At 57.9% G+C, this 14,808-nt stretch carries 15 protein-coding genes; 7 read left to right on the forward strand and 8 right to left on the reverse strand.

The window, feature by feature from the left end; genetic code table 11:
- Window positions 1-24: 24 nt before the first annotated feature.
- The gene (locus FKM97_RS16930) at window positions 25-582 is read left to right on the forward strand and encodes a TspO/MBR family protein (protein ID WP_144293609.1); all 558 of its coding nucleotides are present in this window, start codon (window positions 25-27) and stop codon (window positions 580-582) included.
- A gap of 148 nt (window positions 583-730) precedes the next feature.
- Here FKM97_RS16930 and FKM97_RS16935 read toward each other — a convergent pair whose 3' ends face one another.
- Window positions 731-1,495 carry an NAD kinase gene (locus FKM97_RS16935; RefSeq protein WP_144293610.1) on the reverse strand — a complete coding sequence of 255 codons (765 nt, stop codon included), beginning with the start codon at window positions 1,493-1,495 and terminating at the stop codon, window positions 731-733.
- A 437-nt stretch (window positions 1,496-1,932) separates the two neighbouring features.
- On the opposite strand from FKM97_RS16935, the gene FKM97_RS16940 reads away from it, so the two are divergent.
- Window positions 1,933-2,244 (forward strand): hypothetical protein, encoded by a 312-nt coding sequence (locus tag FKM97_RS16940; RefSeq protein ID WP_144293611.1) that lies wholly within the window; start codon window positions 1,933-1,935, stop codon window positions 2,242-2,244.
- Window positions 2,245-2,475: 231 nt separating this feature from the next.
- Window positions 2,476-3,072: a hypothetical protein gene (locus FKM97_RS16945; RefSeq protein WP_144293612.1), complete on the forward strand. Its 597-nt coding sequence runs from the start codon at window positions 2,476-2,478 to the stop codon at window positions 3,070-3,072.
- Window positions 3,073-3,152: 80 nt separating this feature from the next.
- Here FKM97_RS16945 and FKM97_RS16950 read toward each other — a convergent pair whose 3' ends face one another.
- From FKM97_RS16950 to FKM97_RS16970, 5 genes are read right to left on the reverse strand one after another with little or no spacing between them, the layout of a single operon-like run.
- Window positions 3,153-4,262, reverse strand: coding sequence for a DUF1513 domain-containing protein (locus FKM97_RS16950; RefSeq protein ID WP_144293613.1), 1,110 nt, complete (start codon window positions 4,260-4,262; stop codon window positions 3,153-3,155).
- 19 nt (window positions 4,263-4,281) lie between these two features.
- Window positions 4,282-5,397, reverse strand: coding sequence for an imelysin family protein (locus FKM97_RS16955; protein ID WP_144293614.1), 1,116 nt, complete (start codon window positions 5,395-5,397; stop codon window positions 4,282-4,284).
- 11 nt (window positions 5,398-5,408) lie between these two features.
- Complete coding sequence (locus tag FKM97_RS16960; protein ID WP_246105125.1) at window positions 5,409-6,881, reverse strand: di-heme oxidoreductase family protein; 1,473 nt, start codon at window positions 6,879-6,881, stop codon at window positions 5,409-5,411.
- A gap of 35 nt (window positions 6,882-6,916) precedes the next feature.
- A complete protein-coding gene (locus tag FKM97_RS16965) occupies window positions 6,917-8,197 on the reverse strand; it encodes an imelysin family protein (protein WP_144293616.1) in 1,281 nt (426 codons plus the stop codon).
- Between the two features lie 20 nt (window positions 8,198-8,217).
- Window positions 8,218-8,691 carry a hypothetical protein gene (locus FKM97_RS16970; RefSeq protein WP_144293617.1) on the reverse strand — a complete coding sequence of 158 codons (474 nt, stop codon included), beginning with the start codon at window positions 8,689-8,691 and terminating at the stop codon, window positions 8,218-8,220.
- An 828-nt stretch (window positions 8,692-9,519) separates the two neighbouring features.
- Here FKM97_RS16970 and bfr point away from each other — a divergent pair.
- The 3 genes from bfr (at window position 9,520) to FKM97_RS16990 (ending at window position 12,133) form a co-directional block, all read left to right on the forward strand.
- Window positions 9,520-10,005: a bacterioferritin gene (bfr, locus tag FKM97_RS16980; RefSeq protein WP_144293619.1), complete on the forward strand. Its 486-nt coding sequence runs from the start codon at window positions 9,520-9,522 to the stop codon at window positions 10,003-10,005.
- Window positions 10,006-10,250: 245 nt separating this feature from the next.
- Window positions 10,251-10,745 carry a copper chaperone PCu(A)C gene (locus FKM97_RS16985; RefSeq protein WP_281290119.1) on the forward strand — a complete coding sequence of 165 codons (495 nt, stop codon included), beginning with the start codon at window positions 10,251-10,253 and terminating at the stop codon, window positions 10,743-10,745.
- Between the two features lie 83 nt (window positions 10,746-10,828).
- Window positions 10,829-12,133 carry an NAD(P)/FAD-dependent oxidoreductase gene (locus FKM97_RS16990; protein ID WP_144293621.1) on the forward strand — a complete coding sequence of 435 codons (1,305 nt, stop codon included), beginning with the start codon at window positions 10,829-10,831 and terminating at the stop codon, window positions 12,131-12,133.
- Here FKM97_RS16990 and FKM97_RS16995 read toward each other — a convergent pair.
- Window positions 12,130-12,633 (reverse strand): DUF2937 family protein, encoded by a 504-nt coding sequence (locus FKM97_RS16995; RefSeq protein WP_144293622.1) that lies wholly within the window; start codon window positions 12,631-12,633, stop codon window positions 12,130-12,132. The two genes, FKM97_RS16990 and FKM97_RS16995, sit on opposite strands and share 4 nt — an antisense overlap.
- Window positions 12,634-13,132: 499 nt before the next feature.
- Here FKM97_RS16995 and FKM97_RS17000 point away from each other — a divergent pair, with 499 nt between their 5' ends.
- Entirely contained in the window at window positions 13,133-13,987 is an 855-nt protein-coding gene (locus FKM97_RS17000) for a tetratricopeptide repeat protein (protein WP_170240964.1), read from the forward strand.
- Window positions 13,988-14,010: 23 nt separating this feature from the next.
- Here FKM97_RS17000 and xth read toward each other — a convergent pair whose 3' ends face one another.
- On the reverse strand, window positions 14,011-14,793 hold the full coding sequence (xth, locus tag FKM97_RS17005) for an exodeoxyribonuclease III (RefSeq protein ID WP_144293624.1): 783 nt from the start codon (window positions 14,791-14,793) through the stop codon (window positions 14,011-14,013).
- Between the last annotated feature and the right edge of the window lie 15 nt (window positions 14,794-14,808).

Here is a 14,808-nt window from a genome sequence, read left to right on the forward strand (position 1 = left end):
TAGCTTCACGGCAAAGGAGTCTTCATGAGCGATCCCGCCCCCTATCCTCCTGTATCACAGGCTGAACAGCCGAATCTCCACCGGCGGCCGAGCCTGCATGAGCCCAAGAAAGACGGCAATTACACCTCGCTCATCGCCTGCTTCGTGCTGTGCTTTGCCGTCGCGGCGGCGGCGAGTGCCGTCACTATTCCCAATCTGGCGCCTTGGTATGAAAGTCTTGCAAAGCCTGGATTTACGCCGGCAAACTGGGTCTTCGGTCCGGTCTGGGCCGTTCTCTATGCTCTGATGGCCGTCTCGCTGTGGCTCGCCTGGACCTCACCTGCGGCGCGGAGCCTGAAATTCCCCGCATTGTTCATCTTTGGTGTTCAACTGCTCCTGAATGCAGCGTGGCCACTGGCATTCTTTGGTGCTCAGAGCCCTGGACTCGCCCTGTTGGTGATCCTTCTTTTGATTATCTCGATTGCCGCTACGATCTTCAGCTTCTATCGGATCCGAGCCTTGGCTTCTCTGCTGCTGGTCCCCTATCTTGCCTGGATCTGTTATGCGGGTGTGCTCAACTTGACGATCTGGTGGATGAATTAATCAATAGAAAAGGCGCGCCAAAGTTTCCCTCGGCGCGCCCTACGCAGTGGCCGAAGCGGCCGGCCTCGTTACGCAACTCACAGGATCGAGAGTAGCGTCGGCTGCTTAAAAATTCGCTAAATAACAGTCGGCTTTGTTGGTCAATGGTTCAATAGAGGAATTGCTCGGCGAGCACGCGCTCCGCCAGGCTGTGCCCTCGGTCAAACAGCATGGTGACCCGCAGGCTCATGTCCTGCTCGACCTCCACAATAGAGATATCGCGGAACTCGCTATGGTCGGCGACGGTGTTCACGGGCCGCTTGCCTGGCTCCAGAATATCGATCTTGACCTTGGCATTATGCGGGAGAATCGCACCGCGCCAACGCCTGGGACGAAACGCGCTGATCGGGGTGAGCGCCAGAAGCTGAGAATTTATCGGCAGGATCGGACCGTGGGCGGAGAGGTTATAGGCGGTGCTCCCGGCCGGAGTGGCGACCAGGATCCCATCACAGATGAGTTCATTCAGTCGGACCACACCATCGATGGAAATTCTGAGCTTCGCAGCCTGGAATGTGCGCCTCAGCAGATAGACATCATTGAATGCGAGTGCTTCATGCGCCTCGCCTGCATGGGAAATCGCCCGCATGCGCAGAGGATGAATTTCGGTGCGTTCCGCCGCCTCAAGCCGCTCCAGCAGATCTTCCTCTCTATAGGCATTCATCAGGAAGCCCACCGATCCGCGGTTCATCCCGTAAATCGCCTTATCCTCGGAAAGAAAACGGTGCAGCGTCTGCAGCATCAGTCCATCGCCGCCCAATGCCACAACGACGCTTGCCCTATCCGGCTCGGTTGAACCGTAGCGACGCTCCAGCTTGCGTTTGGCCCTTTGAGCTTCCGGCGCGTCACTGGCGATGAAGGCGATGTCGCTTGGCATTCCGGTCTTGCTCTATGGTATCGGACGGGCTTTAGTGCCACAGGCCGACACTAAAGGCGACAAGGTCCTGTATGGCCAAGAAAAATCCTCGCTTCTCACGATGTTACAGGGCGATGCTCATGTGTGCGAGCATCGTTCTAGTGGGTTTTGTGCCGGGGAGGTCGGCCGCGCAGACCGAAGGACCCCGCTTGGGCATGCTGGCGCAGATGGAGGGAATCTGGAGTGGGCAGGGACAAGCGCGGCTTGGGCCCAGGGGACCGCGGCGCCGCGTTGACTGCATCTTCGAACTGCATTGGACTGCAGCGCCCGGCCGCCTGAAGCAATCATTGACCTGTCGTGGCCTTTCGATCGAATTCCGCGCGTCGGGAGAACTCGATGCCCTCGATAACTTTGATGCATTATCCGGCTTCGCATCAATGTCCGAGGGAGAGGCGGGCATGTTTGCGCATGGGTCCGTCAGTGGCCGGGCGCTCACCCTTACCCTCGTGGAGCGCGGTCGCGGCAATAGCGACCGCTTGCTCACGGTGGCCGGAGGTCGTGCATTGTGGATTACGGTGCTCAACAGGGGCGGACACAGGATCGGCACCGTGATTCGCCGCCCCGACGAGCAGGGGATGACCAGCTACGAAGTGATGAGCGTAAGCTTGCGACGACGGTCGACTCAAATGCCAGAGGTCGCCCCTGTTCCCCCCCGGCTGCCCCGGCCGGTCCCGCGGGCGACAATGCCAGAACCACCGATCAGCCGGTGACGCCCTGGCGATCCTTCACATAGGAAATCATCCGGTTGACCGCAATCTAGGGTTGTGTTAGGCAGTGTGAGTTATTCGCACAAAGAAATTCTTTTAGTCTCATTGAGGTTTCACATGTCATTCGGAAAAGCTCCCAAGCCAGTGCCCTACACCTTTCCCCCACCACCTGCGGCTGGCGCACCTCACGTTAACAGCCCCGCAGTCATGCACAATTCTGCAGAGTCCTCCTCTGTGGCGCACGCTTTCCAGTCCACCGATGTCGGACAGGTCAGTAGAAACAGCCCCGGAATCTTTTTTGATCACAATTTGAGCGGCCGAGGAGCAGGTTCAGAGAACCTCTCCTATACACGCATCATCAGTCCAGAACTTGGCGACGGTGGAGCACCGCGGTTCACGAACTTTCACACCCAGGACACGGGGGTTTCGACGAACCCCTTCGTCAATGCAGACGGTGGCCACGGTGTCGGGATCCCGGCTGGTTTTACCGGCGCTACGAGCCAAGACAGGAACGTGTTCGTTAACGTCACAGAACAAATCGAGATCCCCAGAAGCTCGCCGACGCCTGTGGAAACTGTAGTTGCGCCCGTTCTTCATGATGCGGCAACACAAACTCATCTTGATGTGGCTACACAAACAAACGCATTGCCCGGCAAAGTAGACACAGCCGTACAAACCGAGGCGGGGTGGTCAACTTCGGCGAAGGTCGCCGCCGCAGTCGGTGGCATAGGCGCTGGCGTTCTCCTGGTGGGCGCTGCGGCGGTCGACGACAGTGCCGACAAAGATGTCGAACATCATGCGGCACCTTTGGACAGCCACTCGATTCTCTGATCACGATGTCAGTGCCGCCGTCCCAATCAAGGTGGCGGCAGAAGGAGATTTTTTGCAGCCTCGCAGATAGGTAGAGCAGGTCAGAAGGTCGTCGACCCCGGAATGATATGATTATCCCAATGGCCGTCGACGCTCGCGAGCCGGGTTTCCTCTCCGGGACGGTGAAGGTTATGAATCCTGCGCTCGCCGGCACCGCTGGACAGGAGGAACCGGCGGTCACCCGCAGCGGCGACGCCGCATCCGTCCTCAATGTCCGCTGTTTCGATGAGGGCCCCATCATTCATAGACCAGAACGTCATGATATTGCCGCGGGGGGAGGAAATCGCGAGCACTGTGCCCGTTGCGTCCAAGGCCGCCGAGCCGCAGTAATTGGTCATACGCCGCAAGATCGACTGAGGGGCCTCGAGCAGCTGAGGCTCACCGCCGCGCCAGATAAAGGCGAGGGGCGGCAGGTCCTGGTCCGGTCCCTCATATTGCATCGCAATGCCGATATGACCCAGGGCATTCACCCCCATGTGGCGGATCGACAACTTATGCAGATCCGGCGGGAGCTTCACTTCTGCCATCAAGGCTGCGGCGGCCGGATCCACGAGCACCAGTGAAGGCGCCATTTCTGGTATATTCAGCTTCTGGCGGTCCAGGGCGGGATGAGTGAGAATGCCACCATTGGCGATCGCTAAGGTCTTGCCGTCCGACATAAGGCGGATGTCGTGAGGATCAATGCCGAAGGACGGACACTCGCCGAGCCTATTGTACCCGCCCGCTACGTCCCAAATGCCGATGACGCCGGCGCCTGCCTCATAATCATTTTCCGTCGTGTAGAGAAGCCGGCCATCCGGCGAATAAATGCCATGGCCATAGAAATGGCGTCCCTCCGGAGAGGAGAGGCTGGCTATAATGCGGCCAGTATGCCGGTTGAAAACGACGCCAAAGGTACCTGGTCGGCGTGCAAAGATCACAGCCTCCTCGGATCTCGGTGCGAAGGCTCCGCCATGGCCCCGGTCTGGAAGATCTATGACCGTCTTCATCACACCCTGTTCATCGAAGACAGCCGCGTGATTACCCCGGTCATCGGTCAAGGCCGACAGATAGAGCGGCGACGCAGGAGCTCGTGACAAGGCTTCCACGGGTGACATCAGCACGCCCATGGACGTCACAGAAAGAGCCTTCAGAAGTGACCGTCGATCCAAAACGCCGTCCTCCCGAATTTCAGTCCCCGTCAAGAGAGTTAAAGCCGAGCGAGACACCGAGAGCTGCTGCCAGAGACGTGGTCAACCGGTCTCGGAGGTTCCCAAGCCGCAATTGCAGCAAGCGAGCCGTCCGCCAGCCATCATTTGTCCTCAGTGTCTCTCCCAGAAGTTCAGGATGCTCGTCTATTTGATTGATCACTCTTGAAAAACCGTCCTCAACAGACTTCCGCTCCTCAATTGCGGACGGAGTGTCCTCCAAAGCAGCAGACAGGCCCCACGAGTCGGGTCCAGAGCCACGGAAAACCTCATTCAAAGCTCGGAGATTGTCTGCGATACTGCGCTCAGCCATGTCGCTGCGCCACAGCTCGGCGGCGCGAGGATTGGCGGCGGATGGAGATTTTCCCAAGGGGTCACCGATCTTGACGTCCTTGATGAACTCAGTCTGCTCAGAGATGGCCTTATAGAAGGCAGTCACCATCCCGAGCGTATCGATCTCGGAGAATTGCTTGGCGGTTGCAACGTAGTCGCGCTGCCAACCCTCAGCCGTCTCTTTGGCCATCTTTGCCAGATTGCGAGATATTGCGAGGACGGCCCGGCAAATGGGTACCCCTTCACTGTTGGCATCAATGAGCTTGGTCGCCGGCGTCCCGTAGAGGAGACGCTCCAGAGCGGGGAAGCCCTGTATGGCGACGCTGACCCGAGAAAAATCCGGCACGTCAACAGACCTGTTGTCGATATCGGCCACGAGGCGACGCAGTTGCCGCTCGCCCTGTCCGTGCTTGTCGGGCCAGTACTCTATCCGATAGAATCGATCCGCAGCCATCACGGGGCCGAAACGGATATGCTGGACCCGCTGCCATGCCAGGAGGGCTGCCACGAAGGCGTCTCGGACGGCTTGTAACCGGCGGTCAGTGGGTGCTGCGCACAGTTCTCCGGTTAGCGCTGACAGCTTTGCGGTCTCGGCGGCAAAGTCTCGGTAGCGGGGAGCGGCATGTTCTACTACTAGACTGGTCGCGATATGGCGCATCGTCTCGGCAGGAGCCTTGGACCAACTCGGCGAGACAAGCGTCATCGGGACAAGCAAGCCGAGCGCCGCCAGCAAGAGAGCAAGAGAGCGTCTGGCCGGCCTGTACATGAAATCCTCTCCTAAAGGGAGTTCAGAAACGCCAGAAGCTCTTGGCGTTCCGCACGCGACATGTCGACAACCCGCTGCTTCGCTGCTTCGGCTTCGCCCCCGTGCCAGAGGATGGCTTCGAGGAGATTGCTTGCGCGTCCATCGTGCAGAAATGTCGTATGACCGCTCACCGCCTCAGTCAAACCAATGCCCCACAGGGGTGCCGTGCGCCATTGCGCGCCCGTCGCGCGTCCTTCCGTGAAGCCATCGGAGAGACCCGTGCCCATGTCGTGAAGCAAAAGATCCGTGTAAGGCCAGATCTTTTGTCCCGCGAGTTCGGGTTGAATGCCGGGCCCCGTGTCCGTGATGTAGCTCGGACGGTGGCAGGCCGCGCAACCGGCTTGATAGAAGAGCGCACGGCCGGCGATCACTTCCAGTCGGTCAGCCTGCCGACGCACCGGCACAGCGAGATGTTTGGAATAGAAGACGACCAGATCAAACATGGCGTCGGATGCCTCATTGCCGCCGAGTCTCTGGGTGTTGCCGTTTGGGGCATCAAGACAGGCGCGCTGTCGCTCCGTGCAGTCCCCCGACGGCAAAGGCACCACTTTGCTCGAAATCCCCATGTCGCCTGCAAAGGCAGCTGCTGCCTGGTCGGCGATCGTCGGCTGACCTGCCTTCCAGCCGAACCGGCCCAGCATCACCCTGCCATTGGCTGCGCTCCAAACTCTGTTTGCCTGACCGGAGATGCCGCTCGATCTATCAGCATTCCTTTCGTTGGACAGGATATCTGCCTCTGAAATCGCTTCAAGTAAGCCGAGACCGATCATCGGATTGGCAATCCTGGGCGAGGTCATGATGTCGGGCGAGAGGGGGCCATAGGTCAGATCTGTAATTTGAATTACAGGCTTGCGCAGAGACACGGTTTCTCCATCCGCTAGAATGACCTCAGTCTCGTCGTAGGTGACATTGATCCGGGCTTCGGGCCGGTGACCTTGAACGGCAAAATCCTGCAGCTGCGCGCCATAGATCGGATCGGGGATCACATTGGCCAAAGCGGCGGAGAGTCTCTCTTGGTCTCCGGTCGACTTGGCCGGAACCGCGAGACGCAGCAGCATGGATACCGATCGGTCCTCCGGACTGTTCAGAGCGGGAGGATGACCCCGGCCGTCTTTCAAGTGGCAATTCTGGCAGGCGCGCGCATTGAACAGGGGACCTAGGCCGTCGGAGGCCTTGGTGGACGAAGGGGCGGATACCCACTGTTTGCGAAAGACTCCATTGCCGATCTTGAAATCGAACTCCCTGGCAAAAGGAAGATTCGCGGATGAATGGGAGAATGCGTTTCGGTCTGCCGGAGCGTGGGATGTGGCAGCCCCGCCACCGAGGGTTTCCTCGGCGGCGACAGGAGGGACGGAGAGGGCAGGGGCGGCGGCACCAGCCGCCAGTGCGGTCAGGGTGGCGGCAAGTCCCCCTGCAAGAAGGGACGAAAGACCGAGAAGCAGCACCTGCTGCCGCCTGCTCGGTCGATGACGGCCAAATGTCACTGCACGACTGAGCCCGGATTGTCGAGACTGTCGGATCCCTCGAAACCCACATCCTCGAGGCCAAGAGCGTTGACCGCTTTTTCGATCTCTTGTGTCTGATTGAGGAGGGCCGTAATTGCTGCCTCGACGACGGCATTGCCTTCGGTGTTGTCGGCAGCAATCATCTGGTCATATCGCTCTTTGGTCATTGCGCGATCAGAAATCGCCTTCATGGCAGCAAGGGTGACATTCATGCTGTTTTTCAGCTGCTCATCCACGGCCGCATCCTTGGCGGCAACCAGTTGCGATAGGCTCGGACCCTTCAAGGTACTGCCGTCAACCCGCTTATATTCCCCGATATAGACGTTCTGGATGCCCAGAGCGTCGTAGAAATGCGACGCATGCGTGTTGTCCGAGAAGCAGTCATGCTCTTCTTCGGGGTCGTGTAGCATGAGGCCAAGCTTCATACGTTCACCAGCCAGTTCGCCGTAGGATAGACTTCCCATCCCCATCAGGATGGTCCTCAAGCCGGCTTGCGGCTCCCCCTCGACAACCGACGTTCGTGCCGCACCGGAGAGGCCCCAGGCATCCGACATGAATTTGAGGTCGGAGATCAAAAGATCAGTCGCTGCCTGGAGATAGGCTGCGCGACGGTCACAATGACCGTTGGTGCAATTCGCTGTATCGTAGTCGGTGACCGGCCGCTTGCCCGCGCCAGGACCAGTTCCGTTCAGATCCTGCCCCCACAGCAGAAATTCGATGGCGTGATATCCTGTCGTCACGTTTGTCTCGATATCGCCGGCCTCCTGCAGACCTTCCAGCAACTCGGGCGTTATCGTGCTGGCATCGATCTCCTTGCCGCCCACATTAATCTTCTCGTTCGCAATAATGTTGGCGGTGTAGAGGGGGTTTTCATCGGATTCGCTGCCGTAAGAACCCGCATCGACGTAATCAATCAAACCCTCGTCCAACGGCCAGGCATTCACCTTACCCTCCCACTCGTCGACCATGGGATTGCCAAAGCGAAATGCTTCCGTCTGCTGGTAGGGTACCCGGGCAGCAATCCAGGCTTCGCGAGCCTTGTCCATGTTCGATTGGGTGGGGGAGGCGATCATTTGTTTGACCGCTTCATTGAGAGCCTGCGCCGTGGAAAGGCTGTCATCATAGCTGGCTTTGGCAATGTCGGCGTAATTGGCAAGGACTTCCTTTACTTCGGTCGCTTGCGCCATCCCAATGCTTGCGAGCATCGAACCGATGCCCAGCACTGCTGCCGCTATGGCGGTTTTCATGATTTTCATCCTCTTATGTGACCCTGTGCTCAATGGCTGATCTGACGCCGAGCGCATGATTGCGATGCGATGTCCTCGACGATGCATCCTGGAATCGGCAAAAGGGTCTGCCCCGTCGCTGTCAAGACACCAGCAAACGAGTGGGCAGCCTCGTTAAGACGCTCCAGAGCCGGCTTTTCACCAACTCCAGTGAGGTAATGCAGGGCAGCGACAGCCGTTGCCTCGTCATTGCACTGAAGGGCAGCTATAGCCGCCAGAGCCATGCACTCGTCGCGGCATACATATCGGCAGCAGGCGGGGAAACAGCGGATCTGCCGCTGAGTCGATTCCCGAACGCTGCGCACGAAAAATTGCAGCTCGGCCAAGGCATAACGCCCCTGCTTCGGTCCCAGGACCTCCTGGAACAGACGCCAAGCCGTTTCCCAGCATTCGATGTCGCCAAATTCGTAGCCTGCCATCCAGGATCGAAACCCGCAAACCACCAGTCTCTCGGGACGGCGCATGAGGTAGTCGTTCGCGATCGGACAGGAAACTCGCGGAGCCTCCTGCAAGGAATGGCGAAATGGCCCAAATGTCTTAGATGCCATGGAATGCCGGTGTTTCTGAGTCCCTCAGTCAGGTATTGCGACGCAGTGTCCCGCTGAGTAGCTATTGACAGTGGCATTTGATCTGCCAGAATTCACCAACTTGGTCAATCAAATCAACGACTTGAACTTATAACAATTCTAAACTGAAACCGCACTTGTGGACGATCCCCGACCTTGATAGTGAGCCTCGGAAATTCCATTTTCAGTTTACTTGGGCAGGAAGGAATTTTCTCTTTGTCAGTCAATCTGTACTTTCCTTTCTCGTTCCAAGCTTGCAGTCCTCGAGTGCGGCGGGTCCGTGTTCCGCTTTCGCGATTATTCGGTCGGAATTGAGTTCCTATGTTCGTCTGCTCATGCAACGTAATCACCGCGGCCGAGATCAAGTGTGCGATGGCCGAGCTCTTGGCCACCGATTCCATGCGAGTTCTGACACCCGGGCTTATTTATAGGACATTGGGGCACCGGCCGAAATGCGGCTCCTGCCTGCCGCATGTAAGCTGGATGATCGAGGCTGCTCAGGAAGAGGGAGCGTATTTCACTCTAGACGAGATCTGCCTCGCAAAGAGCGCTTGATCATCGAGCACAGCCAAAGCCGGTTCGGCCGTACTTGTATCGCACGCAGGGCCTGAGCCTTCTAGCGCTTACGGCTCCGATTTCGACTTAGAATAATTCTAAAAGACTTGACGGATGTCGCTTCGCGCGTAAGGTGCGCTCTAACGCAAGACCTTACTCACGGAGCAGATCATGAAGGGCGACCGCACAGTCATCGAGTATCTCAACAGGGCCCTGCGGTCTGAGCTGACCGCCATAAACCAGTACTGGTTGCATTACCGGCTTCTCGATGACTGGGGTTTTACCAAACTTGCCAAACGGGCACGCGAAGAATCCATCGAGGAAATGCAGCATGCGGACAAGTTGACCACCCGCATCATCTTCCTCGAAGGCCTCCCAAACATGCAGCAGCTCGATCCACTGATGATCGGTCAGAACATTCAAGAAGTGCTGGAATGCGACCTCAAAGCGGAATACGGCGCTCGAGAGCTGTATCGCGAGGCGCGCAACGTCTGTCACGACGTTCAGGATTATGTCTCGATGAAGCTCTTCGAGGAGTTGATGCACGATGAGGAAGGGCACATCGATTTCCTTGAAACTCAACTCGACCTCCTCGAAAAGGTTGGCGTGCAGAATTACGGCCAGCTGCAAGCCGATAGCGCGAAGGACGTTGATTGATCCGATCCTTGGATCGCGTTCGGATGGCCAGCAGGGCACAACCGAGTACTGATCGACCCGTCCACATCTTCTTCGGCTTGACGACTGAGGCAGCCTGTCACGGTGGTGACGGGTCGCATTGATCGCGACAGCGGCCCGACGCGATATTCCCCCGCAACGGAGCGTTCCGCAACAGGCTGGAGGGGATTGTGATGGATTTCGCAACGATCCGATCGCAACCCGTCTTTCCACGGGGCATCAGTCAAATGCGATCCAGTGCCAAAGTCCTTCTCGCCGTGGGTCTGACCTTGGGAAGTCTTGCGGCCTTCGCGCTTGATAGCGGGGTCGGGAACTTAAAGCTCTCCCATCCCTGGATTAGGCCCTTGCCAGCCGGTGCTAAGGTTGCCGCGGGTTATCTCACGATCCAAAACGCCGGGAACGTTGAAGATCGTCTTTTGGCAATCAGCAGCCCGGCCGCAGATAATGTGGAGCTCCATGAGATGGTCATGGACGGGGACGTTATGAAGATGCGGGCGTTGGACGAGATCAGAATCGAACCCGCCGAGATCATCGACCTGAAACCGGGGGGAAATCACCTGATGTTCATGGGGCTTCGGGAGAGTTTTAAAGCGGGTGACGACATTCTCGTGAGGTTCCAATTCGCCAAATCAGGGCCGGTGGAAATCGTCATGCCCGTTTTGTGGTCCCCTGAAGTCCAAGGCAGCAGCCATAAAGGCCATGTGACGTCCACATTAGAATAGGCCACCTTGTGGTGTGCCCTCCAATTGCGGGATTGACTATCGCATAGGCTTCGCGAAAGTCCCGGCAAGGGAGGAAAACCATTATGTCCGGTTCTTATGACGCAGTAATCATCGGGGCGGGCGTCATCGGCGCTGCCCTAGGACTCGAACTCGCACGCAAGGGATGGAAAACTCTCAACATCGACCGGCTGCCCGCGTCCGGGTACGGCTCGACGTCGGGATCCTGCGCCATAATCAGGACTTACTACTCCACGGTGGATGGCGCTGCGCTGGCCTATGAAGGCTATTTCTATTGGAAGAAATGGGCTGAGTACCTGGGGGTTAAGGACGAGCGCGGTCTGGCGGAATTCCGAGATACCGGTGCCATGGTGATGAAGACGGCCAACAACGGATACCTCGGCAAAATCATGGCCAATATGGACCTGCTTGGGATTCCCTACGAGGAATGGACGCCTGCGATGATCAAGTCCAGGCTTCCTACAGCCGACATCCACTCTTTTTCGCCGCCTCGGCGACCGGAGAATCTCGGGTTCGGTGAAGCTCAGGGCGATGAACTGACGGGCGGCGTTTTCTTTCCTGCCGGCGGATATATCAGCGACCCGCAGCTTTCTGCGCATAATTTGCAGCGGGCTGCAGAGGCGGCGGGCGGAGCTTTTCGATTCAATTCCAGGGTCGTCAAGATCCTCAAAGATGAAAGTGGAGCTGTCTGCGGAGTTGAACTGGAGAGCGGTGAAATTCTGCCCAGCTCGGTTGTGGTCAATGTGGCAGGGCCCCATTCTTCGAAGGTCAACGAGATGGCAGGAGCGCTGTCAGACATGACAATCTCGACGCGCGCTCTAAAGCAGGAGGTGGTGCATCTGCCCATGAGCGTCCCCCGATGGGACGAGGTTGGTTTTGTGACCTCAGACAGCGACATCGCCTGCTATACCCGGCCGGAAAAAGGCAACTTTTTGCTGGTTGGATCAGAGGATCCAGACTGTGATCCGCGGGAATTCGTGGATCCAGACAATTACGATCGCAATTTTACTGAGCAGTGGACCATACAGGCTCTGCGTGCGGCTCAGCGTTTTCCCGATCTTGGAATTCCGAGCGCCATGCGAGGCATCGTCGATCTCTACGACGTGACCGAAGATTGGATTCCGATTTACGACAAATCCTGTGTGCCAGGCTTCTACATGGCCATCGGCACCAGCGGCAATCAGTTCAAGAACGCGCCGGTCGCAGGAAAGATGATGGCCGAACTCATCACACGGTGCCAGTCCGGTCTGGATCACGACCAGACTCCTCTGCAGTTTCACCTTGAACACATCAATCGGACGATCAATGTCGGCTTCTATTCCCGGAGCCGATCGATAAACCAAGAGAGCTCCTTCTCAGTTCTGGGCTAGGACCGCCGGGCCATCCGCGCTCTCCGGTTCCTGAAGGGCAGGCCGAGAGCGAGGACCGCCGCCCAGCCCAGGAACAAGCCGCCAGCAGCAGTTATCAATCCCTCAGAGGTGACGGGAACAGCGGGTTCGAAATCCTCAGCGGTGTGGTGCAGGAGGTCAGTATCACTTGTCTTGAACAGGGCGTATAACCGCCCAAAGGAACCAGCGCGATCCATGTCGCTGCGTTGGGTTTCCAAATTTTGGAGGCGGTCGGCGGTTTCGGACATGCTGACCCCACGCCGCTGCATGAAGGGGTCGGCATTTGCCTTGAGCCGATAGAGTGCCTGGACACGGTCCAAACCTGATCCCGCAGCGTCGGCATCAAAGCGTTGCATAACATTTCGAAGCTCATCGATCGCTCCGCCCAAGCGCTGCCGATATTGCTGAGCAAATTCAGGCAGTTGAGACGCAGCAATCCCACTCATGAGACCTACGGCCAAGGCAATGGTGCGTATCAGCATGCTTTTTCTGCGTTTCGATGTGACGACTGCAATCTGAAGTCTAAGCGATACAAGTTACCGATCGCTGGATTGGTTTCTTCGTGCTGGAGAAAAGGTGAGGCGCAACCTGGTGTTGATTGCGCAAGGCTGCCGACGTCCACGGACTCATCTGGAGAGCAGGCCTGTCTCGCAGGGTTCGTAATGTGGTGGCAAAAATGGCACGTAGATTTGATTTAAGCTGCAGCAGGCCCCTGGTGCACGCACCCTCCTTTTTTCCGCCCAAAAACAGGAATAGCTTCGCCGTCACATACCGAAGGTGGCAGCTCACAAGCGACAGTCCACCGGCAAGCTCAAGGATCGGGCGCGGAAGATGTCGTTTGCGAAGTCATTCGTGGTTTCGCTTGGGCATGCGTCGATCGTGCGCGGCCTGTCACCGGATACTGCGCTGGGAGTGGGTAAATTGTGTTGCTGCAGGCCGACATATAGGACCACCGGCCGCCGTTGGGTGGACCTAAAAACAGTGTTCGCGCTGCTGATCGGAGTGGGTGCGCTGCTGCCCAGCTCCGCAAAGGCCAGCGATGCCAGCGATGTCACGACAAACTTCTATTCCTTCGTTCCTGCCGCCCCGCGGCTCGGCACGCCGAGCCTTGTGCCGCCGGTCTGGGCCGACGACCGCGAGAAAGCCCGTACGGCCTATCAATCTGGTGACTTCTCCAAGGCCTTGACCTTTCTGGAAGATGCCGCAGACGATGGTGATCTGATCGCGACTTGGTATCTCGGCCACATGTACCGGTTGGGACAGGGCGTGAAGGCCAACGACGCCAAGGCGTTCGCCTATTATCAACAGGTGGCCAGTGCTTTCGATCCGGACGGGGCAGATCGCCAACTCCTCAGGGTGACCATTGATGCCTTGGTGCGGGTAGGGGATTATCTGCGGACAGGCCAAACGCGGGCCGAGATCGCCGCGGATCCCCAACAAGCATTCAACCTCTACAAAGTAGCGTCGACCTACGGGCATCCTGCTGCCCAGTATGCTCTCGGCCTGATGTATTTCGAAGGGATCGGGATCAAGCGAAACAGGGATCAGGCGGTGCGATGGCTGATGCTAGCAGCGCGGAAGCGCTTTGCACCGGCAGAGGCATTGCTGGGCGAAATGTACTGGAAGGGTGACTATGTCCATCAAGACAAAGTCAGAGGCCTCATGTGGTACATTCTCGCCCGGCAAAGCGCTCAACCGGAAGAGAACCCGGAAATTTTTGATCGCTATGACCATCTCATGGGGGAGGCAAGTGCCACTGAGCAGGCAGATGCCCAGGGCCGAGCACTCGATTGGGCGGCCAAGTTTCCCTCACAAGTTCAAAGCGCATCCCCGTAACGATACCAGCATTGGCGCCATCGTCAGTCGCGCAGCGTGATCCACGTGGGTACATGGTCCGAGGGCCGTTCCCAAGCGCGGACGTGCTTGTCAATTCCAGCGCCCGTCAACCGGTCAAGCGCCTGGGGCGAAAGCAGGAGGTGGTCGATGCGGATGCCATTGTTCTTCTGGAATGCGCCGGCCTGATAGTCCCAAAAGGTATAGTGACCGGCGTCTGGAGCGCAGGCGCGAAAGCCGTCGGTGAGACCCAGATTGACCAGCTCTCGATAACATGCGCGCGATTCTGGACGGAACAGGGCGTCGTCAACCCAGCGCTCGGGATGGCGCGCGTCGATGGGCATGGGGATAATGTTGTAATCGCCGGCTAAAATGAAGGCTTCCTCCAGCATCAACAATTCCCGAGCCCGCGCGATCAGGCGCCGCATCCAGGCCAGCTTGTAGCTGAATTTATCCGTCCCCACCGGATTGCCGTTGGGCAAATACAACGAGACCACTCGCACGGCGCCCCAGCCGGTAGAAATCACTGTTTCCAAATATCGCGACTGCGCATCGGCATCGTCACCAATCAGGCGCGGCATAACCTCATCCATGGGCGATTTCGAAAGGATCGCCACGCCATGGAAGCCCTTCATACCATGGACGGCCACGTTGTAACCCAGATCCTCGATCGGACTTGAAGGGAAGGCCGCATCCTCGCACTTGATCTCCTGAAGGCAGACCACGTCAGGCTGCTCCTCCTTGAGCCACTGCAAGAGATTGTCGAGCCGAGCCTTCACGCCGTTGATGTTGTAGGTGACGATCTTCATGGGGGAGGTTTATGG

The sequence above is a fragment of the Rhodoligotrophos appendicifer genome (genome assembly GCF_007474605.1).
GTDB lineage: Bacteria > Pseudomonadota > Alphaproteobacteria > Rhizobiales > Im1 > Rhodoligotrophos > Rhodoligotrophos appendicifer.

What these genes read in the sequence shown, in the direction of transcription:
- FKM97_RS16940 (WP_144293611.1), top strand. Translation starts at nt 1,933, where the DNA reads ATGTTTGCGCATGGGTCCGTCAGTGGCCGGGCGCTCACCCTTACCCTC.
- FKM97_RS16930 (WP_144293609.1), top strand. Translation starts at nt 25, where the DNA reads ATGAGCGATCCCGCCCCCTATCCTCCTGTATCACAGGCTGAACAGCCG.
- bfr (WP_144293619.1), top strand. Translation starts at nt 9,520, where the DNA reads ATGAAGGGCGACCGCACAGTCATCGAGTATCTCAACAGGGCCCTGCGG.
- FKM97_RS16965 (WP_144293616.1), bottom strand. Translation starts at nt 8,197, where the DNA reads ATGAAAATCATGAAAACCGCCATAGCGGCAGCAGTGCTGGGCATCGGT.
- xth (WP_144293624.1), bottom strand. Translation starts at nt 14,793, where the DNA reads ATGAAGATCGTCACCTACAACATCAACGGCGTGAAGGCTCGGCTCGAC.
- FKM97_RS16970 (WP_144293617.1), bottom strand. Translation starts at nt 8,691, where the DNA reads ATGCGCCGTCCCGAGAGACTGGTGGTTTGCGGGTTTCGATCCTGGATG.
- FKM97_RS16985 (WP_281290119.1), top strand. Translation starts at nt 10,251, where the DNA reads ATGCGATCCAGTGCCAAAGTCCTTCTCGCCGTGGGTCTGACCTTGGGA.
- FKM97_RS16935 (WP_144293610.1), bottom strand. Translation starts at nt 1,495, where the DNA reads ATGCCAAGCGACATCGCCTTCATCGCCAGTGACGCGCCGGAAGCTCAA.
- FKM97_RS16990 (WP_144293621.1), top strand. Translation starts at nt 10,829, where the DNA reads ATGTCCGGTTCTTATGACGCAGTAATCATCGGGGCGGGCGTCATCGGC.
- FKM97_RS16955 (WP_144293614.1), bottom strand. Translation starts at nt 5,397, where the DNA reads ATGTACAGGCCGGCCAGACGCTCTCTTGCTCTCTTGCTGGCGGCGCTC.
- FKM97_RS16995 (WP_144293622.1), bottom strand. Translation starts at nt 12,633, where the DNA reads ATGCTGATACGCACCATTGCCTTGGCCGTAGGTCTCATGAGTGGGATT.